A 23,789-nucleotide genomic window follows, 5' to 3' on the forward strand; every position below is an offset into this window, starting at 1 on the left:
AAGATGCCATTTCAAGCTGAACCGCACCGCTGCTCTCGCTGAGTGGCGTGGTCTTTGCGCGGCATAAGGGGCAGCGATGCTGGCCTAGTAGAGACTGGTTCGAATTTGTCTGACACCACCGGTCGTCGAGTTAGTGTGTCAATGCCTGCTAAATGCCGACCGGATAAAGGTTGTTTTGACCGTAATGTGGCTGCTTAGGCCGCTGGTTTAAATGCTATTTGCTCCCGGTGCGGCCTTATGTGAAATAAATTTCACCAATTAAAAAAAATACCGCCACGAATTGACGAGGCGCAACGCGCCCATCTATTCAATAGCTGTGCAATAAAACGCACTAGCTGAAATATCTTGCAATAATCGCGCATGGGAGGAATGATGTGCGGCAATGGCAAGTGAGATCACTCTTGGGAGGAAACGATGAAATCTCAGAAACTCAATGGTCTAATTGCATCAATCGCAATTGCCACTGCTTCCGTTGCCGCAGTGCCTGCGTCCGCGGAGGGAATTCAGTGCGAACCTGGCGAAACTTATATCATGAACGTTATGGTCTCCGGTCACCCCTATTGGGTTCCAGTGTACCAGGGCTTTAAGCAGGCTGCTGCCGCTTTTGGTTGCGAGACAGTGTTCTCGGGTACGCCCGATTATGATATCACCAAACAAATTGCGTCATTTGACCAGGATTTGGTGAAATCGCCAGCTGGCATTCTGTTGCACCCAATGCAGTCGGATCCATTCATTGAGCCGATCAACCGGGCAATCGACAGTGGCACACAGATTGTGACCTTTGCTGCCGACTCGCCAAAATCCAATCGCACATCTTACATCACGTCGGACAACCTGGCCGAAGCCAAGTTTGCTGCCGAGGAGATCGTAAAGCAGGTTGGTGATAGCGCTGAGTATGCGGTTCTTGAGAACCCAGGCCAGTCCAATCACGACCTGCGCGTGACTGCTCTGATCGCATATATGGAACAGCATTTTCCAAATATGACTCTGGTTGGGCGTCAGGCCACAAACCAGGACAGCAATGCGGCCTATCGCGCAACTGCCTCGATCATCCAGGCCAATCCAAACGTTGCCGCTATGTGGATCCCCGAAGCGGGTTCGGCAGAAGGTGCAGTTGCTGCAAAGCTTGAAGCAAATTCAGGTCTGTTGATAATGCACGCAGATGTGACACCAACAACGCTGGAGCATATCAAAGCAGGCAACATTCATATGTCGCTGAACCCCAACCAGGGCGTGCAGGGCTTCATGGGCTTTATGGCCGTGCACCTGGCAAACCGGTCTGAAATTTTCGATCCGTTTAACGACTGGGAAACTTCGGGCTTCAACCCGGTACAGGTTCCGTTCATGGACAATGGCTTTGCAGTCATCACCAAGGACAATGCGGATAACTTTGACCTGAACGTCTACATGGAAGGCCGCGATCCCTCCTGATTGGGGTCCGGAAATATCCTTTGGTTCGTCCGCCGCAACGGCATACCGCAATGGCGGGCGAACCGATCGTCTAATTTAACACAAAGCGAGTTGCGCGATGCAGGATGATGTGATCCTCAAAATCTCAAACCTCAGCAAGTCATTTGGTCCCATCCAAGCTTTGCGAGGTGTCGAGTTCGAGTTGCGCAGGGGCGAAATTCACGCTGTCGCTGGAGAAAACGGCGCTGGCAAATCTACTCTGATGAACGTGATCGATGGGATATTGAAACCGGACAGCGGCGAAATTTCTCTCGATGGCAAACCGGTCAAGATCACTTCACCTTCTATGGCGCAGCAGCTTGGTATTGGCTTTGTCCATCAAGAGATTGCGCTTTGCCCGGACGTTTCAGTTGCCGAGAACATTTTTATGGCAACAACGAACATCAGCAAATCCTGGTTTATGGACTACAAAAAGCTTGAACGCGAAGCCGTGCAGGTGTTTCGCCAACTCAGCAAAATTGACCCTTCTGTTTTGGTGCGTGATCTTTCGATATCAAATCAGCAACTGGTCGAGATCGCCAAAGCGCTGACGTTGGACTGCCGGATACTGATTTTAGACGAACCAACTGCCGCGCTCACCGAAACCGAGGCGCAGACCCTTTTTGGGATCATGCGAACCCTCGCGGATCGGGGAATTTCCATTATTTACATATCGCACCGGATGGTCGAAATTTTTGACAACTGCGACCGGGTCACGGTGTTTCGGGACGGCCAGTTCATTACCACGCGGGACGTGGCCGATATCGAACCCGGTGATGTTGTGAACGCAATGGTCGGTCGGGTGATCGACAATCTCTACCCCGAAAAACAAGCACAATCAGAGAAATCAGACGAGATCATTCTGGACGTGCGCAACCTAACAGAAACCACGCGCTTCAGGGATGTTTCTTTTGAATTGCGTAAGGGTGAAATTCTTGGCGTTGCGGGCCTTATCGGGGCCGGACGGAGCGAGATCGCAAAAGGCATTTGCCAGCTTGAGGGCGATGTAACCGGTGAAGTCTGGCTGAACGGCGAAAAGCTGAGCATCCGAAATTACCAGGAAAGCATCTCAAATGGGATGGTGTACCTTTCAGAAGACCGCAAAGGTGACGGGGTTTTCCTAGACCTGTCGATTGCATCGAACATTTCGGCTCTGAATCTCGATCAGGTGGCAGGAGCCCATGGATTGATCCAAAACGCCAAGGAAACCGCACAGGCCGATGCGCTTGGCAAAAAGCTCGGTTTGAAATGCGGATCACTTTCTGATCCGGTGTCGTCCTTGTCTGGAGGCAATCAGCAAAAGGTTGCGCTGGCCAAACTGCTTTCCGTTAATCCCCGCCTGATCTTTCTGGATGAACCAACGCGTGGTGTCGATGTGGGGGCAAAATCCGAAATTCACAGCATACTCAGAAATCTGGCGAATGACGGTGTCGGAATTGTTGTGATTTCCTCGGAACTGCCGGAGCTCATAGGTCTGTGTGACAGAGTACTGGTCGTGCGCGAGGGGCGCATCAGCGGGCAAGTTTCAGGTGACGACATGACTGAAGAAAACATCATGCATCTCGCGTCCGTTACGGATGCAGACGCGGCAGTGGCATGAGGGAAGAGGGAAACATGGACAGCACGGCTAATCCTGTGGGCCTGGACACCGGCTCTATCGAGAAAACACCGTTTATTACGCGGCTTTTCAAAATGCGCGAAACCGGGTTGATTGTGATCATACTGTCGCTTTTCCTGCTCATGTCTTTTGCATCGCCCTATTTCCTGACCTGGGCAAACATGCGCGCAATGTCGATGGCCTTTGCCGTGGATGGCATTTTGGTTGTCGGAATGACAATTCTCCTGATTTCCGGTGGGATCGATCTTTCGGTCGGCTCTGTGACCTCTCTGGCAATGGTCATTGCCGGGTGGCTGTTCCTAAGTGGCGTTGACCCCTGGCTTGCCTCCGCAATTTCTATCGTGATTTGTACGGGGATCGGTGCATTCATGGGCTTTTTCGTTACCCGGGTCGGGCTGCACCACTTCATTGTGTCTTTGGCTGTCATGGTAATAGCGCGTGGAGCGTGCCTCCTCTTCACAGGAGGACGCCCTTTGGGTCTCTATACCCTTCCGCCCGAGTTCAAGTTCATCGGTCAGGGTTCAATTGGACCGATTCCGATTGTGATTGTCTTTTTCCTGATCGTGGTAGTCGCTTTCGATTTCATGCTTCGCCGGACGACCATGTTCCGCAAGGTGTACTATACCGGGAGCAACGAAAAAGCTGCGGCGTATTCGGGCATTCGCACTAAGAAGGTGATCTTTCTGACAACGACATTGTGCTCGGCACTCTGTGGGGTCGCGGGCATTATCTACATGGCCCGGTTTGGGTCAGCACAACCAACATTCGGTTTGGGACTGGAACTGACAATTATCGCGGCGGCTGTCATTGGCGGGGCTAGCCTGAATGGTGGATCAGGGTCGATCTTGGGGGCCATATTGGGGGTGATTTTGTTGTCCTTGGTATCCAGTTCACTCGCTCTACTGGATGTGTCTGTCTACTGGCAGGACATAATCCGGGGCTCAATCTTGCTGTCGGCCGTGACCATTGACCACTACCTCAACAAGAAGCGCAGGTAAGAGAAGATGGCTATGTCTGAAAAGAAAGCAGATTTCGAACTGATCCGGCAAATTCACGCTGTTTTGATCCTGCATTTTCTCGAGGGAAAGAAGCAGTCAGAGATTGCTAAGGAGTTGAATCTGTCTACCTCCAAAGTCAACCGACTGATCACCCAAGGCCGAAAAATGGGCATGATCAAGATAGACATTGAAAGCCCGTTTCAGGCCCTGAAAGATTTGGAGCTGGCCTTGGCGGCATCAACCAATCTGAAGGATGCGGTGGTTACACCGACGGTTTCGGGAAGTGTTAAGACAACATTGCAGCAAGTCGGGCGCGCCGCAGCCAATCATCTGGTCGAGACTTTGCGGGACGGAGACGTTATCGCAATTACTGGCGGGAAGGCTGTGAGTGCAGTTGTAGAAAGCCTGGCCCCGGAGCGTACGTTTGACATCACCGTTGTTCCGCTGACAGGTGGCGTTCAGGGTAAATTTTATACGGACGTCAACCACCTCGCTACGCGGATGGCCGAAAGACTGGGCGGCAAAGCCATGCTGATGCATGCGCCTTTGTTCGCCGAGAGCCGCCAGCAACGCGATATGTTGATGGAAGTTGCGTCTATCCGTGAGGTTCTTGATCTTGCCCGCCGCGCTGACGTAGCGCTGGTTGGCATCGGATCAATCGAGCCGAAAGGGTCGAGCTATTATGACCTGCATCCCGTACCGGAGTCGGATCGCAAGATGCTGATGGGGACGGGCGTCGTGGGCGAACTGCTGGCGCACCTTATTCACATTGACGGTTCGGTATCAAACTATGCGCTCAATTCACGTCTGGTGGCGTTACCGCCAGCAGATCTTGCGCAATGCGCACGTGTGATTGGGGTCACCGGAGGCCAACAAAAAGTGCAGCCAATCAAGGCAGCACTAAACGGGGAATTTCTGAATTCCCTGATCCTTGATGAAGACACCGCAGTAGCGGTTCTGGAAGAAATGAAAGGAACACAGAATGTCGCATGACATGCTGACGCGCGAAATTGGAACATCAGGCATTAGTGCCTCGGCGATGGGTTTGGGAACTTGGGCCATTGGTGGCTGGAAGTGGGGAGGTACTGACGAGGCCCGTTCAATCGCAGCCATTCACGCATCAATCGACGAGGGCGTTTCTCTGATCGACACAGCCCCGGCCTATGGGCAGGGCGTTGCGGAAGAGATCGTCGGAAAGGCCCTGAAAGGCCGGCGTGACAAGGTGGTTCTGGCAACCAAATGCGGCCTGGTCTGGCACACGCAAAAGGGCAATCACTTTTTTGATTATGACGGCAAACCCGTGCACCGGTATCTGGGCAAGGACGCCATTATCTATGAAGTTGAACAAAGTCTGAGCCGACTTGGCACCGACTACATTGACCACTACATCACTCATTGGCAGGATCCGACGACGCCCATCGCAGAAACGATGGAGGCTCTGGAAACTCTTAAACAACAGGGCAAAATCCGCTCGATCGGCGCAAGTAACACCACGGCCGACGATGTCAGGGCTTATGTTGCTGCCGGACAGCTCGATGCTGTTCAGGAAGAATACTCTATGCTGAAGCGCGATATCGAGGCCTCGCATGTGCCCCTGTGTCGCGATAACGGCGTGTCGCTCCTCAGCTATTCGTCGCTGGCACTGGGGCTGCTTGCCGGAAAAATCGGCCCAGACCGGGTGTTTGAAGGTGACGACCAGCGCAAGGAGCACCCTTGGTTTTCTTTGGCGAACCGTCAAAAGGTTGCGTCCTTGATGACAGCCATCGCTCCAATTGCTGAAAAGCACGGGGCAACACTGGGGCAAACCGTGATCGCGTGGACACTTCAGCAGCCGGGTGTAACTTTTTCACTTTGCGGCGCGCGCGATGCGGCACAGGCAGCAGAGAATGCCAAAGCCGGCCGTATACGTCTGACGGATACGGAGATCACCGAAATTAACGACAGGGCACAATTGCATTTAAGCGATCTGGCCGCCTGAACCTGAAAAAACTGAACACTTCCAGCCGCCGAAACGCTCTTCGGCGCACGAGAGAGATATGTCTGAACAACGAAGACAAAACTTGACCAACCTACGCGACAACAGCGCATTTGACGTTGTTGTGGTTGGTGGCGGTGTGAACGGGATTGGCGTGTACCGCGAGCTCGTCCTGCAGGGCCTGCGTGTTCTTCTGGTAGAGCGAAACGATTTTTGTTCTGGATGCAGTGCAGCGCCCTCACGGATGATCCATGGCGGATTGCGGTACCTTGAAAACGGTGAATTTGATCTGGTTCGCGAGTCCCTTCAGGAACGCGATGCGTTGTTGATGAACGCTCCCCACATGGTGCGCCCACTGCCAACTGTGATCCCCATAACATCGTTGTTTTCCGGTGTGCTGAACTCGGCTGCGGGTTTCTTTGGCTGGAATGGCAAACCTTCGAGCAGAGGGGCGGTGCCAATTAAGCTGGGCTTGTCGCTTTATGACTGGGTGACACGCAAGCGTCGCATCTTGCCTCGCCACCATTTCAATGGCAGGGCCCGAACCCAACGTCTGTGGCCTCAGTTGACTCCAGCCGCAAAAAGATCAGCGGTTTACTATGATGCCTGGATCACCCACCCCGAGCGCCTTTGCATTGAACTGATCCGCGATACACAACTGGCCGCGCCGGGATCGGTTGCGCTGAATTATATCGAGTTGAAGCCGGCAGATAAGGGCTTCAGCCTGACCGATAAGCACACAGGAGAGCAGTTGCAGGTTCAGGCTAAAGCGGTTGTGAACGCCACAGGAGCGTGGTTGGATTCCACTGTTCAGGAACTGGGAGGTGGCGAGAGAGAAAAACTGGTGTCCGGCACCAAGGGATCGCATCTGATCATCGACAATCCTGATCTACTTGCCGCCCTTGGCGGCCACATGGTTTACTTTGAAAACACCGATGGCCGGGTTTGCATCGTTTTTCCTTATCAGGGCAAAGTTCTGGCCGGGTCGACTGACATTCGTGTCGACGCGGCTTGCCGGGTTCGGTGCGAAGACGAAGAACTGGAGTACATTCTGGGCTCGCTAGGTCTGGTGTTTCCCGAGATAGCAATTGTCAAAGAAGAAGTTGTTTTCAGCTACAGCGGCATTCGCCCGTTACCCCAGAGTGATCAAAATTTCACAGGTCGTATATCGCGTGGGCATTTTATCACTCGTCTGGCCGGCATTGTGCCTCAGTTCTGCATGGTCGGAGGAAAATGGACAACTTTCCGGGCGTTCGCAGAGCAGGCTACAGATGATGTATTGAAAGAGTTGGGGCGCAACAGGCAATGTTCAACGTTGTCCTTGCCCATAGGCGGCGGAGCAGAATTTCCGGACGATACAAGCGGTCTTGTTCAGGACCTGATGAAAGAACATGGAGTTTCGCTGGATCATGCGACCCACCTGATCGACCTTTACGGCACCACAGCAACTGAAATTCTGCAGGACTGCCAGTCAGGCGACGATGAATTCCTTGCTGAGGGGTGCCTGTACTCACACGCTGAGATTAAATGGCTTTTGAAAAACGAATGGGTCGAGACGCTTTCGGATATTGTTCTGAGGCGTACGGCGCTGGCCATCACCGGCCAAATCTCAACCGATATACTGGATCGCCTTTGCACAATTTTCGCCGATGAACGAAAATTGAGCGAGGCGCAAATTCAGGACCACCGCAATCAACTGACTAAGGAACTTGAAGAGTATCACGGTGTTACGCCGGAAACTCTGTCCTCACGAAACAAAGAACGGAGAACAGTATGCGCGTAAGCAGCAAAGCCCGGATGAACCGAATGTTCACAAATGGTGGATGTCTGGATGTGGCAATCGATCATGGTGTCTGTAATGAGCCGGGCTTTATGGTCGGATTGGAAGACATGCCCGCCGTGATGGATACGCTGATAAAGGCCAGACCGGACGCAATTCAATGCGCTTACGGTCAAGCAGACCTGCTGCAATCACGTCCTGAAAAAGATAAACCTGCTCTTGTGATGCGGATCGATATGGGCAACCCCTATAATGATCAGCGTCATCGCTCGATGTGGTCGCAGCTTCAGAACTATGAAGAGCCAATCATCGGCGCACTTGAGATGGACGCGGCGTCAGTTGTCGTCAATCTGTTCATGTTGCCGGACGAACCTGACCTGTTCCGCCAGTGCGTTGAGAACATAACCAAGGTACGCGCTGAGTGTCATAAATACGGTATGCCGTTGATGATTGAGCCTTTGGTGATGCTGCCAAACGATGTGCGCGGCGGTTATCAGGTCGATGGCAACGCTGAAAAGATCGTGACATTGGTACGTCTTGCGTCCGAAATGGGCGCCGACATTATCAAAGCTGACCCCACAGAAAATCCGGAAGATTTCCACCGTGTCATCGAAGCAGCCCGCGTTCCGGTTCTGGTGCGCGGCGGCGGCAAAGAAGACCTCAAAACGGTACTTTCCAAATCCGCAGCTCTGATGGCTCAGGGTGCATACGGCATGGTCTATGGCCGAAACATCTATCAACACGACAATCCAAAGGCCGTCGTAGCTGCGCTTATGGCAATGATCCACAATGGTGCCAGCGGCGAAGAAGCATGGGACATTTATAACCGTGACTAAGACAGGACCATATTTCCTCGGCCTTGACGCTGGCAACACGGTGATCAAAGCAGTGCTCTTTGATGGTGAGGGCCGGCAGGTCACCATGCATGTGCTGGACGGGCAGTCATCGACGCCTGCGCCGGGGTATGTTGAGCGGGATCTGAACGAGCTTTGGGCCAACGCCAAACAGGGCATCCAGACCTGCATTGGCAAGGCTGGTGTTGACCCGAAGGACATCAAGGGAGTTGGCTGCGCTGGCCACGGAAACGGGCTTTACCTGCTCGACAAAGCTGGCGATCCGCTTATCGGCATTCAATCGCTGGATACGCGTGCGGCCGGGGTGGCTGAAGAACTGAATGCTGCCTCTGGTGATGCCTTTCACACCATTTGTCTGCAAAGGCCCTGGCCGTCGCAAACGCCCACTCTGCTTGCATGGATCAAAAGATTCCAACCGAAGACTTACGAGCGAACCGGAACCATCTTGCTTTGTAAGGACTTCATTACCAATCGCCTGACGGGTGAGCGGGTAAGCGAAATCTCTGACATGTCCGGATGCGGCCTGACGGCAATGCCCAGCTGTACTTACGATGAAGGTCTACTGGCACTTTATGGCTTGTCGGATGCACGCGAAATGCTGCCCCGGCTGATTGACCCGGCTGACATTGCGGGCACCGTATCCAAAGAGGCCGCCGAAGCCACAGGTCTTGCTGTTGGAACGCCCGTCATTGGTGGCTATTTTGACGTGGTGTCCAGTGCCATGGGATCCGGCGTGGTGAAGTCTGGGGAAGCGTCAATCATCGCAGGCACTTGGAGCATCAATCAGGTGTTCTCTGACCAGCCTGTTGTCGATCCATCGGTATTTATGGCGTCAGGATTTGGGCCGAACCGTTTCGTAAATATCGAAGCCAGTGCCACTTCTGCGGCAAATCTGGAATGGTATGTGCGCGAGCTGGTTGAGCGCGGCGGGCATCACGAAGATCCCTTTGGATACTGTAACGATCTTGTTGGGCAGGTAGAGCCGCGCGCGGACGATCCTTTCTTTCACCCGTTTCTCTATGGTTCGGGGCAGGGTGCAGAGTTCCGCTCTGGACTTTACGGGGTGGCCGGGTGGCATGGGGAAGGACATATCCTTCGCGCTCTTTTTGAAGGTGTCATGTTTGAACACCGCCGCCACATTGACGCCCTGCGAAGCGCTGGGGTGAATTTTGACCGCGCCGTTCTTTCGGGCGGTGGATCGCGCAGCCCGCATTGGCCGCAAATGTTTGCTGACTGCCTTGGCGTACCGATTGCTGTGGCTGAGGCTCAGGAAACAGGCGCACTTGGTGCAGCCATCGGAGCCGCTGTCGCAACCGGTCACGTCCGGTCCTACGAAGAAGGTGTGGACCGGATGACACGAACCAAAGCTACGTATCAGCCCGATACATCACGAAAACCCCATTATGACGCGCGGTATGAAACATATCAGCACCTCACCGAGGTGATGCGTGAATTCTGGAGCCGTCTGAAACCAAAGGAAAACTAAGAAAATGAAAGCCGTAGGATTTATCAACTCTCTGCCGATCGATGCAGAGGACAGCCTGTTTGAATGTGACTTGCCCACACCCGAACTGCGCCCGGCTGACTTGCTAGTGCAGATTGAAGCGGTCTCAGTTAACCCCGCTGACGCCAAGCGTCGCATTCGCACTGCCGCTGATGCACCTCATGCTGAGCCGTTCATTCTGGGCTATGACGCAGTTGGTATTGTCGAAGCAACAGGCCCGGACGTCGTAGGCTTTAGCAAAGGAGATCGCGTCTGGTATGCGGGCGACGCAAATCGCGCGGGTTCTTACGCTGAATTGCAGGCTGTGGATCACCGAATTGTTTCTCGAGCGCCGACTTCGGTCGATCCATCGGCTGCTGCTTCCCTGCCTCTGGTCTCTCTGACCGCATGGGAAATGCTCTTTGATCGTCTTCAGGTTTCAACAGACGAAAGCTCGTCTTCTCTGCTGGTTGTGGGTGGTGCAGGCGGTGTTGGCTCCGTCACGACCCAACTGGCCCGCAAGCTTACCGGATTGGAAATAATTGCCACAGCTTCACGCCCTGAAAGCGCGGATTGGTGCCGCAAAATGGGTGCGCATCATGTGGTCAACCACCATGACCTCGTGGCGGAGACACGTGCCACCGGCCGAGAATACGTCAACTACATTGCTCAGTACGCTGACCTTGCTCAACACTGGGATTCCAAGTGCGAACTGATTGCCCCACAAGGGCGTATCGGCACCATTGTGGAAACCGAGGAAAAGCTGGACATCTCAGCATTGCAGGGCAAATCCGCCGCGCTGATGTGGGAACTGATGTTCACGCGCTCGCTGTTTGGCACCTCTGATATGGCTCAGCAAGGCGCGATTCTAGCCCGAATGGCACGCTTGGTGGATGACGGGATTATCTCGACGACAGAAACCAAAACCTTGCACGGTCTCTCTGCCGAAACCCTGAAAGAGTCGCACCGGATCATTGAGACAGGCGCGATGATCGGCAAGATGGTTATTGCTTACTAAAGGAAACACTATGACCGACCCCGGGACTCTGGAAGGGCGCTACGACTATATCATAGTTGGTGCTGGTACGGCAGGCTGTGTGCTCGCCAACCGGCTGACAGAAAATCCGAAAAACCGGGTGCTTTTGCTGGAGGCCGGGAAATCCGACAATTACCACTGGGTGCATATCCCGGTGGGCTATCTCTATTGCATCGGTAATCCGCGTACCGACTGGATGATGACGACCGCCAGTGAACCGGGGCTAAATGGGCGCAGCCTTGTCTATCCGCGTGGCAAGGTTTTGGGGGGCTGCACGTCGGTCAACGGAATGATCTATATGCGCGGGCAGGCCGCGGACTATGACAACTGGCGCCAGTTGGGGAACACCGGCTGGGGCTGGGACGATGTGCTGCCCTATTTTCTGAAATCCGAGGATCACCACGCCGGAAACGGCGATCTCCACAAGGCTGGAGGAGAGTGGAAAGTCCAAAAGCAAAAACTGCGCTGGGACATCCTGAGTGCTGTGCAGGAAGGTGCCAAAGAGTTTGGCATTTTACCGCGCGGCGACTTTAACGATGGGAACAATGAAGGCTCGGGCTTTTTTGAGGTCAACCAGAAGAAAGGAGTTCGGTGGAGCACCGCCCGTGGTTTCCTGCGCCCGGCTATGAAACGGCCTAACCTGAGAGTCCTGACTGATGCAGTTACTGATAGCCTGATCCTTGATGGGAAAACCGTGCGTGGCGTGCGGTTTCGCCGGAAAGGCCAGCTTTGCAAAGCTTTTGCTGATTCAGAAGTCCTATTGGCGGCAGGCGCGATCAATTCACCCAAAATTTTGGAGCTGTCTGGCATCGGGAACGGCGAGGTTTTGTCCAGTCACGGCATTCCGGTAAAGCATGAAAGCGTGGGCGTCGGAGAGAACCTTCAAGACCACTTGCAGATCAGAACTGTTTTCAAAGTTAAGGGTACCAAAACACTCAACACAATGGCCAACAGTCTGATCGGTAAAGCAAAAATTGCGATGCAGTACGCGCTGACCCAATCCGGACCGATGTCTATGGCACCAAGCCAGTTTGGTATGTTTACTAAGTCAAGTCAGGATCTGGAAACGCCTGATCTGGAGTACCACGTTCAGCCTCTGTCAACAGCCAAGCTGGGCGATCCGCTGCATCCGTTTCCGGCCATTACAGTGTCGGTTTGTAACTTGAGGCCTGAAAGTGTGGGACATTGCCACATTGCAAGTACTGACAGGGACGCACAACCTGAAATTCGCCTGAACTACCTTTCAACTGAAAGGGATAAGGCTGTGGCCGTTAAATCAGTTCAGCAGGCCCGCGAAATCATGACCGCAAGGGCTCTGGCACCGTACCACCCCGAAGAAATTCTGCCGGGCCCACAACTTACAAAAGAAGAAGACCTGGTTGAAGCAGTTGGAGACATCGCCACAACCATTTTTCACCCGGTAGGAACCTGCAAGATGGGTTCGGACGATCGGGCGGTTGTGGATGAAAAGCTCCGAATGCGTGGCCTTGAGAGGCTAAGGATCGTCGACGCGTCGGTCATGCCAAAAATAGTTTCGGGTAATACGGCTTCTCCAGTGGTGATGATCGCCGAAAAAGCCGCCGCAATGTTAGCGTGAAAGGGTCTTGTCAAAAGAAACCGGCTTGAGGCTGGCAGGGTGGTTTTGTAGCGTTTGATCATGACAATACGCTCCCCTTTTCGGCGATGTTAGAGGAAACCTAGTTGTGAAGGGCGTGCCCGTTCCGTAGCTTCATAAGATGACAAAACACTCGCCTTTTCGCTACTTCAAAACGAGCCCCGAGATCATCCGTCTTGCGGTGATGATGTATGTTAGGTTTCCGCTGTCCCTTCGGAATGTAGAAGACCTGCTGCATGAACGCGGCATCGACGTGAGCCACGAAACTATCCGTTTCTGGTGGAACAGATTTGGCCCAATGTTCGCTGCCGAGATCCGAAGAAAACGGGTCAGTCGGATGCGGTGTTACTCGAACTGGCGATGGCATCTCGATGAGATTTTCGTAAAGATCAATGGTGAACGGCATTATCTTTGGCGTGCGGTTGATCACGAAGGCGAAGTGCTGGAAAGCTATGATACGAAACGTCGGGATCGCACTGCGGCCCTTAAATTCTTGAAGAAAGCGATGAGAAGGTATGGGCCGCCGGAAGTCATCGTGACCGATAGATTACGGTCTTATTGTGCTGCGATGAAGGTCATTGGAAACGCCTGCAAACAGGAAACTGGGCGTTGGGAAAACAATCGCGCTGAAAACTCACACTTACCTTTTCGAAGACGAGAGAGGGCCATGCACGGTTTTCGTCGCATGCGACGTTTGCAGAAATTCGTCTTTATTCACGCATGCGTTTTCAACCACTTCAACCAGGGTCGCAGCCTTTCGCAAAGATGCCATTTCAAGCTTAACCGCACCGCTGCTCTCGCTGAGTGGCGTGGTCTTTGCGCGGCATAAGGGGCAGCGATGCTGGCCTAGTGGAGACTGGTTCGAATTTGTCTGACACCACCTGCGTCGGTTGTATCGCGTCTCAAAGTCCGCATAATTAAACCGACCAGATGTGCCGAGTACTTGGTGAGTTTGTGTAGCGCTCGGCTCCAAGAACTCTGACGATGGACAGATAGGACAGAGACATGTTGGGAAAATGGGTTTCAATTCTTCTATGGGGTGCCTTGGCAAATTGGTTGGGCGCGCAACAAGTCAGCGCGCAGCAGTCAAACAGCGATGTGAGCCGCTGGTACACAAATTTGACGAAACTTGACTGTGATGCGGCACTTTTCGACAACCGTGACCAATTGCATGAACACCTCTGGCTCTATGCGGGGGCCTTTGGCGGGTTGAGCCTGCGCGAAACGATGTTGAATGCCCAGTATAGTTCGCAGGATGCTGATTTTCTTTTGGAAAAGAGAGTTGTCAGTTTCGGCAATCGGGAGGACATTCTTGAGCGCATCCTAAAACTCAACCCTGAAATTAGTGAACGAATGGTCAATGCGGTCGCCGCCTATGGGGCGGCGCTATGCCCGATCCTGCGCCACATCCGGGACCGGGGGTTTGAGGAAACTGTAAGAAATCAGGAAGAGCGGCGCAGCTACTGGCAACCACATTCCGGCTTGGCGCAACTGGGCCTAAGTGCCAAGGGGTGCGGACCGCTGGAAATTGACGGTCTTTTTGGGCCGGGGAGCAGAGCCATCTGGCAAGGCTTAGGATTAGGGCTCTCCGCAGGTAATTTGCCGACGCCCGGCGACCTGGTCGCTTTGGCGCAAAGCCCCGCGCTTTGCACAAGCACAAAGCGTGTGGACCTAGCGGCGTTGTATGAACTCTGCTCCAGCGCCTTTGTCGACTATGATCGCCGACCTGCGTTATTTGCGGACGTAAATGACATCCTGTCTGGTCTTCCCGCCGATGATCGCTTGTTGGAGCGCGCCGATCCTATTCTACAGTGTGTCCTTAAGCATCAAAATGTCGGGTTTTGGGAAGGCAGCGGCCCCTTGGAAGATCTGATACAGAATGAAATTTACGGAAGTGTTTTACAGGTTTTGACACGACTACCGCTGGCGGATACTGCTGATTGGCAAAGCCTGCAAGAGTACGCCAGATATTTGGTTGCGCGGCTTAGTCCAACGGAGCAGTTTGAGGAAGGCACGGGCACTATTTCGCGTCCTCAACTTGCGGCGATGGCTCGTTTCCTGTTGCTGGCAACGGAAGAACCTCTGCGGCAAGCGCTTGGGTTTGCATTGCTTTTGGAAACTGGTGAAGGCGTACCGCTTGCGGATCTGGAAACCGTTTTCGCCATGAGCCTTCCGTTCCCAGAATTGAAAGTTGAGGCAGATCGGCTTATTGAGCGCAGTTTGACTGCGGTTAACAACAACCTTTTCCAAGTTGATTGGGAAACTGGAGAGCCACTTCACATTGCGCGCGGCACCTTGGTTCTCGATACGCACCTTACAATTGGGTTCGCTTCGGAATTTCTTTCAAATTTCCAGACCATCGCAAGCAATGACTTGCTTTATGACGCGTTGATGAACGGTCCTTATCCGCAATTGCACTATGCATTTGGCAGCTTGCTCATGGAAGGGTTGAGCGATGAAGGACGCGATCCACAACGGGCCGCAAAGCATTTTTTGGTCGCAGCACAAAATGCCCACGTGCCTTCCACGCTGCGGCTCAGCCTGATGTACCGCTTTGGTCTGGGAGTAAATCTGGACGTGGACGAAGCGCAAAGTCTTTTGGTGGTCGCGGCAGAGAAAGGTGATCCTACAGCGATGTTGGAACTGGCTCTGCAGGCGGAAACAGGAGAAGGGGGCGCGCGTGACTGGGAGAAGGCCGCAGCTTACTATCGCCAAGCATTATACAGGATCGAGCCATCGGCAGCGGCACGAGTGGTGTTCGGACGAATGCTGGCCCTAACAGGGTTTTGGGAATCGGGCGAGTTGGGTGACGGCCTTTTGCGAGACATTATATTGCAAGCGTTGCAAGCTGCGCCGCAGGACATCGACCAAGACGATGATCGCGAGAGGGCCATAAAACAAGCGAATTCGCGTGAGATCGCGATGGAATTGGGCGCGCTATTTTCCGACGCGACCAGTGCGCAGGCCTTGGATCTCGCGCAGGCCGCGCAGTGGATGCGCGTGGCAGATGAGGCGCGAATTGCGTGGCGGGTGGAAGATCCGGAGACACAATATTTCTATGACAGGCTGGGTGTAACCGAACGCTTAGGAGACATATTGAGGCTAAATCCGGAACTTGCCGCTCACCCTATGGAAAGTGAACTTCTTTCGGCCAAGGGTGGAGAGACAAATTGGTTTGAGCTTCCGGATACAGAGAAGGCACTTGAGGGCATGCGCCAATTGTGTCGTCTTGGAGACCTCTCCAATGAAGGCGCCTGCCTGGATGGATTGAAAGAGGCAGCGCTTGGGTTTTATGCGCCGGAACTGATCGCGCCTGCCTTTGATCATCTTATGACGCTCTCTGAGGAAGAGCTGCGTCGATTGTCGCAGCCAGTTTCTCTGGATGTGGATGAAGTTGATAAATGGCGTTTGCAATCGCGCATTCGGAATCGCACTAAATATACGATCAGGCTGGTCGATGTGCTGGCTTTTTACGGCGAATATGTGGATGCAGAGCGCCGGGCGCGGCTCGCACGGAATGCACAGGTCTCGGCGAGCCTTGGGCCCCTGCGCCGCCAAGTCGCGCGTGCGATCGAAACCGGAGTTACCATTGATGGTCTTGAGGCTCTGCTTGTCACTTTGTCGCGCCAGGGCGAGGCACCCGCACGCAATCTTTTGGCCGTGTTGCGTGGGCAAGTAAGTCAGCGTGCGCAAACAAAAGACATCGCCGCGGCGCGCATGCAACATGACGCCGTTTTGCACATGCCACATTCGCAGGCGCTGTCATCCAGCGCCCGCAGGCTTGCAGCTCTGGTTGCGCGCGACGAGGACACTGTGGCGGCAGTCGAGCTGGAAATGATCGCCTTGTCTGCTGATTTGGAACGCAACCGGGTAGATAGTACATCGACAGGTCCGATTGGCTGGGCTATGGCGGATGTTTGCAGCCTCTCCAGAGCGTCTGAGCGGTTGGTGAATTACGAAGCTCCGGAAGCCGCTTTGGTTCTTGCGAAACGAGCGGTGAACCGGCTGCAAGCGACCCGAAGCCTTTTGTCATCGTTGCCCGAACAAGTTCAGCTTTGTTTTCGCGCACAGGTGGAAAATCACTATCGTTGGCTGGCCGATTTGATGATGTCCCAAGGACGTCCTCAGGAAGCGTCGCGTGTTTTGGAAATGTTGAAGGACTTTGAAAGCTTTGAATTTGCGAGCCGCTCTCAGGCTTTGGCAGGTGACGCCTATGACCGACTGCCATTCTCGACAGCTGAACAGGTTTTGATTTCGGCGCTGTTCAGTGCGCAAGCACCGGCACCCGAAACCTTGACCCGGCTGCGCCGCTTGCAAAACCTGGCACAGGTCCGCCCGCTGCGGGTTGAGGAGCTGGAGGAGTTGACCCAAATGCAAACTGGTCTGCAGGCTTACAACGCCGAGGCAGAGGGTTTGCGTCAAGCCATTATCGCTGGCGCGGTTGCAGTAACCGAACTGGGTGAACAACCCGGGTTTTCCCCAAACCAGCTGATGGATCGCTACCTGGCTCACGGAGAGTCTTCGCAGACGGCAATCTTGCAGTATGTCGTGTTGCAGGACCGGTTCGGCCTGATTTTGTCCACTCAGGAAGGCCAACATGTTTGGCAATGGGACCAATTGGAAGGTGAAGCTTTCGCAGAAGCCGCGTTGGATGGCATGGTTGCCAGTTTCCGTGGGGACGTATTCAATCAGAACCGCGATCCCCGTCCGATGGGACAAAGGCTTTACGATCTACTTCTCCCCGAAGAGGTAACACAGGTTTTGCAGGCACAAGAGACCACCTCATTGGTGCTCTCGCTTGATCGACATTTGCGGTACCTCCCCATGGCCGCGCTTTATGATGAAGGACAGTGGCTGACCCAGAAGTACAGACTTTCGCATGTGACCGCAGGCACCGCCGCAGAAGGAGTGTTACCGCGCAGTTCTCTGATTGCGGGCTTTGGCGCAACAAAGGCCTTGCAAGGGCTGCCTGCCTTGCCTGCTGTGGAAACAGAAGTGAAGGCAGTCGTGCAGGAATCCCCGGACGACAATGGTTTTATCTCGGGTACAGCGTTGTTTGACCAAGATTTCAACCGTGACTCATTGGTTGCCGCTTTGCGGTTTGGGGATGCTGACGGACAACAAACTGGCGTCTTGCACCTTGCGTCTCATTTCAAGATAAGCAACACCGAGGCAACCAGTGCGCTGTTGCTTGGCAATGGCGACTTTCTAAGCGTGCAGGATTTGCGTGAAGGAATGGGGCAAAATGCAGATCTTTCTCAGGTTTCGTTGTTGACGCTTTCGGCTTGTGAAACGGGTTTTGGCTCTGTCGATGCTGATGGGCGCGAGCTAGAGAGCGTGGCCGCTATTGCGCAGGAGCGCGGTGCACAAGCGGTGCTGGCCTCTGTATTGCCGGTACCGGATGGGGCAACGGCCGCGCTGATGGTCGGGTTCTATCGCGCATATTCGGAAGGGGAGGCATCCGCCCGGGCTTTGCAGACTGCTCAATTGGCCATCATTTCGGGGGAAGTGGACACAGATACAGAATTGGATCGCGGGGCCATGCAACTTGGGACGCTCGCATCTTCCGCCGGATCTTCGGGATCGACCTCTGAGCTCGGGGGGTGGACGCATCCTCGTTTTTGGGCGTCATTTATTTTGTTGGAGGGCAGCCTATGAGACGGTTTCCGACTACGTTAGCCGCGGCATTTTGCTTGATGGCCTCTAAATTATCCGCGCAGGTGGCGGATTGCTATGTTTTGCCTGCGCCAAAGAGCGGGATTGGTGAGATGGTAATAACAGCGCAAGGCAGTATCACCTACACCTTCCCGGGGCTACCACAGGTATTGTTTTTTACAAGCTGCGCAATTTTGGAAAACACGTCTTTTACCTGCAGTTTTGAATGCGATGGCGGCGACATCGAGATGGACCATACTCCCGAAAGGTTGCGAGTGCTTGCCAATGCGCGAGTCGAAACAATGCAGTTTGACAGTATCCTGTCTGCCCAAACACGGGAGGCTGAAGGAACAATGTTGGTTGGCGATTTCACATTGGAACCAGCAGATTTGGAAATCTGTCTTGCGGTGGAAAATAGAACACCCGACATTGAGTTGCAGGCTGGAGATGTGAATGTGCTGGTGGAAGGGCTCGAAAAAAACTTGATTTCGGGCGGCTACATGATCGGGATTGCGGACACTATTTTTGACGGGAATACACGCGAATCCCTGGCCGCCTATCAGCGTGATGCAGGGCTAGATCCGACTGGTCGGGCGGGGCCGTCGGTGCGGCGGCAATTAGCGACGGACAGCGTCTTGGCCTTTGGCGGCTGTTAGTCCGCGCCGATCAGTGTCACCAAACGGCGTTCGAGAGCGGCGGCTTCATCTGCGTCCGTGACCAGAGCTTGCACCTCTTCGCGAATGACATCGACGTCCACCTGTGAGCGCTTCCAAAGCTGGGAAATTATCGCAACAAGCTTGCCGTCTTGGCAGTTGCCTTTTTCGTAGTGCCACACAGGGGCCGTGTCCTTGCCCGGGGGCGAAGATAAGCCGCAGCGGCGCGCTGGGTCGGGATCGCGCCAGATCAGAGAGGCAATATCGGTAATCGCCGAGCTGTCATTGGCAAAATACGTATGCGCGAGCATGTCTTCACCCAATGTGCTCATGTCGACGGAATCAAATTCAGGCCCGGTCAAAATGTCTTCGCCGCCCTGCCCTGCGCGTGGGGCGTGCCCGTGAAGTTTCCGCGAAGCAGCCAATGCCCAATCCACATCTGACGCGTAAAGCGTCATGCGTTGCCCGATTGGGCGAATAGTGTGCATCATTTCACGAAAAAGCCCGGCGTCGACATCGGGTGCGGCAAAGAATATCTGTCCAAACATGGGAGACTTGCCTTCGGCAGCGTCGGTTTTGAGCGCCAACAGCTCCAGTGCATCGGTCAATGCCCGGTTTCCCATGGAATGTGCCACGATATGAATCGTTTCTGCTCCGGAGTTGGCCTGCAATTCTTCCAGAAATTTCGCCAGACGGCGACCACTGAGACGCACAACGGCGGTATCCGCTACGTAGCTGAAGGTTTTGCCGGCCGAAGGCCATGAGTACAGGATAGGTACACCACTGTAATTCATGTCATAGGCCAACTGGGCCGCACGGCGGGCGGCAGCGTCAAACCGTGTGTTAAAGCCGTGCACAAAAACAAAAGCTTCTTTGCGTGGGCTTTCAGAAACTTTGTCCTGCATCTCGGCAAAGAAGCTGGCACTGTCTTTGGGTGTCACTTTGCGCAACATGACATGTTTGGCGGGCTTTGGGCCAAACTCCAACCGCCAAATCGATGGCATTTCGATTGCGCCAGCGGTGTGGGACGCGGGGATCGACACCTTCACCACTCCATATTCCAGTGCGCCGCGACCATGCCCATAAAAGGAATTTGGATCCCGATCGCCACTTCGGGCGCGGTCGGTTGCATAAAACACATCGACTTCGGAATAGCCCGCCTCACCGCTGCTGCGCACGGAAGCGTTGGAAGGCTCCTCCGCATTTTTTGCCAAGGCAGCAAAGCGGGCGGCGCCCGCGGTATCGCCGCGATCCTCTGCAAGCCTTGCCATAGAGCGATAGACTTGTGCTAGAGCTTTGCCCGTTTGCCCGGAATCGAGACGCAAATTCGCCTCTGTTTCCAACTGGACGAGCGCGGCACGGATATCCCCGGCCTGTTCAAACAAGGACGCTGCGCGTTGCGCATAAGAAATTGGCTCGTGATGGATCACGGCCGCGTTTTGAAGAGCGAAACCAGAAAGCGCCGCTGCGAGGTTGGCTGCCTCTGCAAACCGCTCCTGTTCTATGAGAATATCCAAACGGAGATCGTTGAGATCGAAGTACATTCTAAGATCAGGTGCAGGTGCTTCTTCTATTTGTGCAATAGCCGTTTCTATCAGGGCAAGCCGCGCGGGCGTATCCCGGGCCTCTGACAGTGCGATCTCAAATGCCATGGAATCCACCGCTGGCGAGACCTGCGCCTGCGCCGGGCTGTCCCAGAATAAAGCAAAGGACAGGATAGCCGCCAAATGAGGCAAAGGTCGGCTTGATAATCTCTTCATCATTGACACTCAGATCCACTTATCCAGACGCGCGTCCTCTCCCGAAGCGAACCCGCCAATAACCTGTTTGTTCTCGCAAATTAATAGCCTAAGGTTTGTGGCAACCAAATCAAGAAGTAACCAAGAGGCGACGCGGCTAGAATGATGTTATTTCGATGTTTCGGTGCTGCCATCTTTGTTTTGATCGGGTGCAGTCTCTCGGCTCACGCGGAAACCCGCGCGCTTTTGATCGGGGTGTCCGACTATTACGACAGTGCCGAGATTTCCGACCTGAAAGGCCCCGCCAATGACGTGCGTCTCATGCGCGATGTGCTTTTATCGCGCGGAGCCGAGGACATTGTGGTGGTGGCAGATGGTGTTGACGGAGGACGGGCGCCAACCTTGGCTGGCATTGAGGAGGGGTTTGACGAGATCACCAGTCGGGCGGCACCCGGCGATCTGGTCTATATTCATCTCAGCGGACATGGCACGCGGCAGCTCGATCTGGAGGCGGACGAAACCGACGGCCTGGACGAGGTGTTTTTGCCTGCGGATGTGCGTGCTGCGGAAAAAGGTGGGCGCACCATTCCCAATGCGCTGACGGATGACCGTATTGGCGCGTTGATTTTCGCCGTTCGGGCCAAGGGGGCAAATGTGTGGCTGGTGATGGACAGCTGTCATTCCGGAAGCGGAATACGCAACGGGGGATTGACGGCGGAACGTCAGGTAGATCCCGCAGTGTTCAATATTGATGTACGCGGCGCGCCTGTTCGATCTGAAACGGCTGCGCCCGCGCAACCGGAGCTTGATGAAAATGCCGGCGGCTATCTGGCGTTTTACGCAACGCGGGCCAATGATGTGGCGCGGGAGGGAGATCTGTCTCAGGGCGTTGGTGATCCGCAATGGTATGGCCTGTTTTCTGCCGCGCTGGCTGCGCGTTTGGACAGCGGTCAACCGCTGACGTATCGCCAATTGTTTCAGGCAGTGCTGAGCGATTTGAACCACAACAACAACCTAGGTGCCAGCGCCGTGCAAACCCCCTTGTGGGAAGGGGATTTGATTGACGCCCCAGTCTTTGGCGGGCGTAGGGCAAGACAAGTGCCGCGCTTTCTTACGGAGTTTGACGAAGTCAAAGCCGGACTGGTTCACGGTGTCCAAACCGGCACCCTGTTGGCACTTGTTGCAGATGTTTCGGCTCAACCAAATGACATTTTGGGCTATGCTCAGGTGGAAGAAGCCAATGCACGCTCGTCCTTTATTCGGATGGTGGATGCGGCCTGCGCGCCACAAGCGGAGGCCTTATGCCCTGCTATGGGAACCATTCCTACGGAAGCGCGTTTTGCCCAGGTTGAACTGCACCCGACAGATCGGCGCATTGGCTTTTCCCCGGTGCTTGATTTTGAGACAGGCGCGCCCTTAACCCGGAACCCTACCCTGTCCAATAAATTTGATGCTGCGCTGGCAGAGCAGTCAACTGCTCTTGGGATCGCTGCCGACGTGTCCCATGACTCCTATGATATTCAGGTGGTTTTTCGTGAAAATGCCCTTTGGTTCGGGCCGGTCACAGCCATTGGCGCTGCTCCTGTGGGATTTAGGGTGGAAGTTCCGTTTCGCAAACGCAACACCCTGTCCGTCGCACTGAACCGGATCCTGCGGGCGGAGCATCTAGCCAAAACGCTGGACTTGCTGGATGGGGGCGCAGCTTTTGGGGCGCCTTTGCCCGTTGCACTGAACGTAGAGGTGTTTCCAAGCGACATCAGCGAGCTGATCTCTCCTGGTGATCCGATCGATGTGGCGGCTGAATGCGGACCTGTCGGGCAGGCTGCCGTCCAGGCATTGAACTCTGATGCGTTTGCAAACATTGAGGCCGCGCGCGATTTGAAGCAATGCGATGTTCTAAGGTTCCGGGCGAAAGGTGACAAGGACGGTCAGCGTGACGTGAACCGGATCCATATCGACGCGCAGTATTGCGTACATGCGGATTACGAACTTGTAGAGGGAGACGCGGAGGCACGGGATGTGGGCGAGATGATTCAGATGTGCTCTGATTGCCCGCGAAATGTTTATTCCGCCGGTCATGAGCGGCTCTATTTTTTGGTCAGTGAACTCGAGGAAAATGGCGAAGCGTTGAACTTGCAGGGTTTGGTGGAGACGTGCAACGGCTCGACGCGCGATGCACGGGGAGAGGCGCTTAGCAATATGTTACAAGACCTTTCCCAAACCGGCGCTACACGGGGTGCCATGGGACTGTTAGGGGGGGCAACTGCGCAAAAACCAAGCGTTTGGGTGCAGAGCTATCGCTGGCGTGTGATGCCACGCGCCGAAGTCTTTCGCGACGCGGGAGTGAGCCCCTGAGCCCATTCTACGAGCTATCAGAGGCCGGTCCGTCAGGCCAGTTGTCTGTTTGGTCGTGTCAGAGGAAACTCAGTTGTGAAGGACTGAGGGGCAATCTATCCCCCTTCCGTGACAAAACGCTCCCCTTTTCGCTATTTCAAAACCAGTCCAGAGATTATCCGCCTTGCGGTGATGATGTATGTCCGGTTTCCGCTTTCAACCACTTCAATTAGGAGCGCCGACGGCGTGTGAAAGAGGTGTCGATGTCGAAGAGTTCGGGGGCAACGCGGACAAAACAGACTTTAACCAGTCAAAATCGAACGTCCGCTTTAAATTGGCACCTCAGATAGAGACCATAAACACCCTTGAATTTAACGATCGCTTCAGATGCTTAGACACTTCCTAGCTTGCTAATGCCTCCGAAAGACAAGGGCGAGATTATTCGCGGGCATGTCGATCGGCCTTGTCAGAAGAAACCGGCTTGAGGCGGGCAGGGTGGTTTTGTAGCGTTTGATCATGACAAAGCGCTCCCCTTTCCGATATTTCAAAACCAGCCCCGAGATCATCCGTCTTGCGGTGATGATGTATGTGCGTTATCCA

15 protein-coding genes and 2 pseudogenes are annotated in these 23,789 nt (G+C 54.3%); 16 read left to right on the forward strand and 1 reads right to left on the reverse strand.

What is annotated here, in order from left to right:
• Positions 1-414 precede the first annotated feature (414 nt).
• The 13 genes from ABJI08_RS22130 to ABJI08_RS22190 all read left to right on the forward strand — a co-directional run bounded on the left by ABJI08_RS22130 (position 415) and on the right by ABJI08_RS22190 (position 19,119).
• Positions 415-1,431 carry a substrate-binding domain-containing protein gene (locus tag ABJI08_RS22130; RefSeq protein WP_348404025.1) on the forward strand — a complete coding sequence of 339 codons (1,017 nt, stop codon included), beginning with the start codon at positions 415-417 and terminating at the stop codon, positions 1,429-1,431.
• Positions 1,432-1,540: 109 nt separating this feature from the next.
• A complete protein-coding gene (locus ABJI08_RS22135; RefSeq protein WP_348404026.1) occupies positions 1,541-3,049 on the forward strand; it encodes a sugar ABC transporter ATP-binding protein in 1,509 nt (502 codons plus the stop codon).
• Between the two features lie 14 nt (positions 3,050-3,063).
• Positions 3,064-4,065 (forward strand): ABC transporter permease, encoded by a 1,002-nt coding sequence (locus ABJI08_RS22140; protein ID WP_348404027.1) that lies wholly within the window; start codon positions 3,064-3,066, stop codon positions 4,063-4,065.
• A gap of 12 nt (positions 4,066-4,077) precedes the next feature.
• Complete coding sequence (locus ABJI08_RS22145) at positions 4,078-5,058, forward strand: sugar-binding transcriptional regulator (RefSeq protein WP_348404028.1); 981 nt, start codon at positions 4,078-4,080, stop codon at positions 5,056-5,058.
• Positions 5,048-6,043 (forward strand): aldo/keto reductase, encoded by a 996-nt coding sequence (locus ABJI08_RS22150; RefSeq protein ID WP_348404029.1) that lies wholly within the window; start codon positions 5,048-5,050, stop codon positions 6,041-6,043. The genes ABJI08_RS22145 and ABJI08_RS22150 overlap by 11 nt, the downstream gene beginning before the upstream one ends.
• A gap of 82 nt (positions 6,044-6,125) precedes the next feature.
• Entirely contained in the window at positions 6,126-7,823 is a 1,698-nt protein-coding gene (locus ABJI08_RS22155) for a glycerol-3-phosphate dehydrogenase/oxidase (RefSeq protein ID WP_348404030.1), read from the forward strand.
• Positions 7,814-8,656, forward strand: coding sequence for a class I fructose-bisphosphate aldolase (locus ABJI08_RS22160; protein ID WP_348404031.1), 843 nt, complete (start codon positions 7,814-7,816; stop codon positions 8,654-8,656). The genes ABJI08_RS22155 and ABJI08_RS22160 overlap by 10 nt, the downstream gene beginning before the upstream one ends.
• Positions 8,649-10,160: an FGGY-family carbohydrate kinase gene (locus tag ABJI08_RS22165; protein ID WP_348404032.1), complete on the forward strand. Its 1,512-nt coding sequence runs from the start codon at positions 8,649-8,651 to the stop codon at positions 10,158-10,160. The genes ABJI08_RS22160 and ABJI08_RS22165 overlap by 8 nt, the downstream gene beginning before the upstream one ends.
• 4 nt (positions 10,161-10,164) lie before the next feature.
• On the forward strand, positions 10,165-11,175 hold the full coding sequence (locus ABJI08_RS22170; RefSeq protein ID WP_348404033.1) for a zinc-binding alcohol dehydrogenase family protein: 1,011 nt from the start codon (positions 10,165-10,167) through the stop codon (positions 11,173-11,175).
• Between the two features lie 10 nt (positions 11,176-11,185).
• Positions 11,186-12,790, forward strand: a complete 1,605-nt coding sequence (locus ABJI08_RS22175; RefSeq protein ID WP_348404034.1) for a GMC family oxidoreductase N-terminal domain-containing protein — start codon at positions 11,186-11,188, stop codon at positions 12,788-12,790.
• Between the two features lie 139 nt (positions 12,791-12,929).
• Positions 12,930-13,637 (forward strand): IS6 family transposase, encoded by a 708-nt coding sequence (locus tag ABJI08_RS22180; protein ID WP_348404035.1) that lies wholly within the window; start codon positions 12,930-12,932, stop codon positions 13,635-13,637.
• 215 nt (positions 13,638-13,852) lie between these two features.
• Entirely contained in the window at positions 13,853-18,466 is a 4,614-nt protein-coding gene (locus tag ABJI08_RS22185) for a CHAT domain-containing protein (RefSeq protein WP_348404036.1), read from the forward strand.
• Entirely contained in the window at positions 18,430-19,119 is a 690-nt protein-coding gene (locus tag ABJI08_RS22190) for a peptidoglycan-binding domain-containing protein (RefSeq protein WP_348404037.1), read from the forward strand. Before ABJI08_RS22185 ends, ABJI08_RS22190 begins: the two co-directional genes overlap by 37 nt.
• Here ABJI08_RS22190 and ABJI08_RS22195 read toward each other — a convergent pair.
• Positions 19,116-20,876, reverse strand: coding sequence for an alpha/beta hydrolase (locus ABJI08_RS22195; RefSeq protein ID WP_348404038.1), 1,761 nt, complete (start codon positions 20,874-20,876; stop codon positions 19,116-19,118). The genes ABJI08_RS22190 and ABJI08_RS22195 overlap by 4 nt on opposite strands.
• A gap of 141 nt (positions 20,877-21,017) precedes the next feature.
• On the opposite strand from ABJI08_RS22195, the gene ABJI08_RS22200 reads away from it, so the two are divergent.
• The 3 genes and pseudogenes from ABJI08_RS22200 to ABJI08_RS22210 all read left to right on the forward strand — a co-directional run.
• Positions 21,018-23,210 (forward strand): caspase family protein, encoded by a 2,193-nt coding sequence (locus tag ABJI08_RS22200; RefSeq protein ID WP_348404039.1) that lies wholly within the window; start codon positions 21,018-21,020, stop codon positions 23,208-23,210.
• Between the two features lie 108 nt (positions 23,211-23,318).
• Positions 23,319-23,420, forward strand: a pseudogene (locus ABJI08_RS22205) (IS6 family transposase); the annotation flags it as partial.
• A gap of 285 nt (positions 23,421-23,705) precedes the next feature.
• Positions 23,706-23,789: pseudogene (locus ABJI08_RS22210) on the forward strand (IS6 family transposase); the annotation flags it as partial.

The organism is Shimia sp. (genome assembly GCF_039969785.1).
Taxonomy (GTDB): Bacteria; Pseudomonadota; Alphaproteobacteria; order Rhodobacterales; family Rhodobacteraceae; genus Shimia.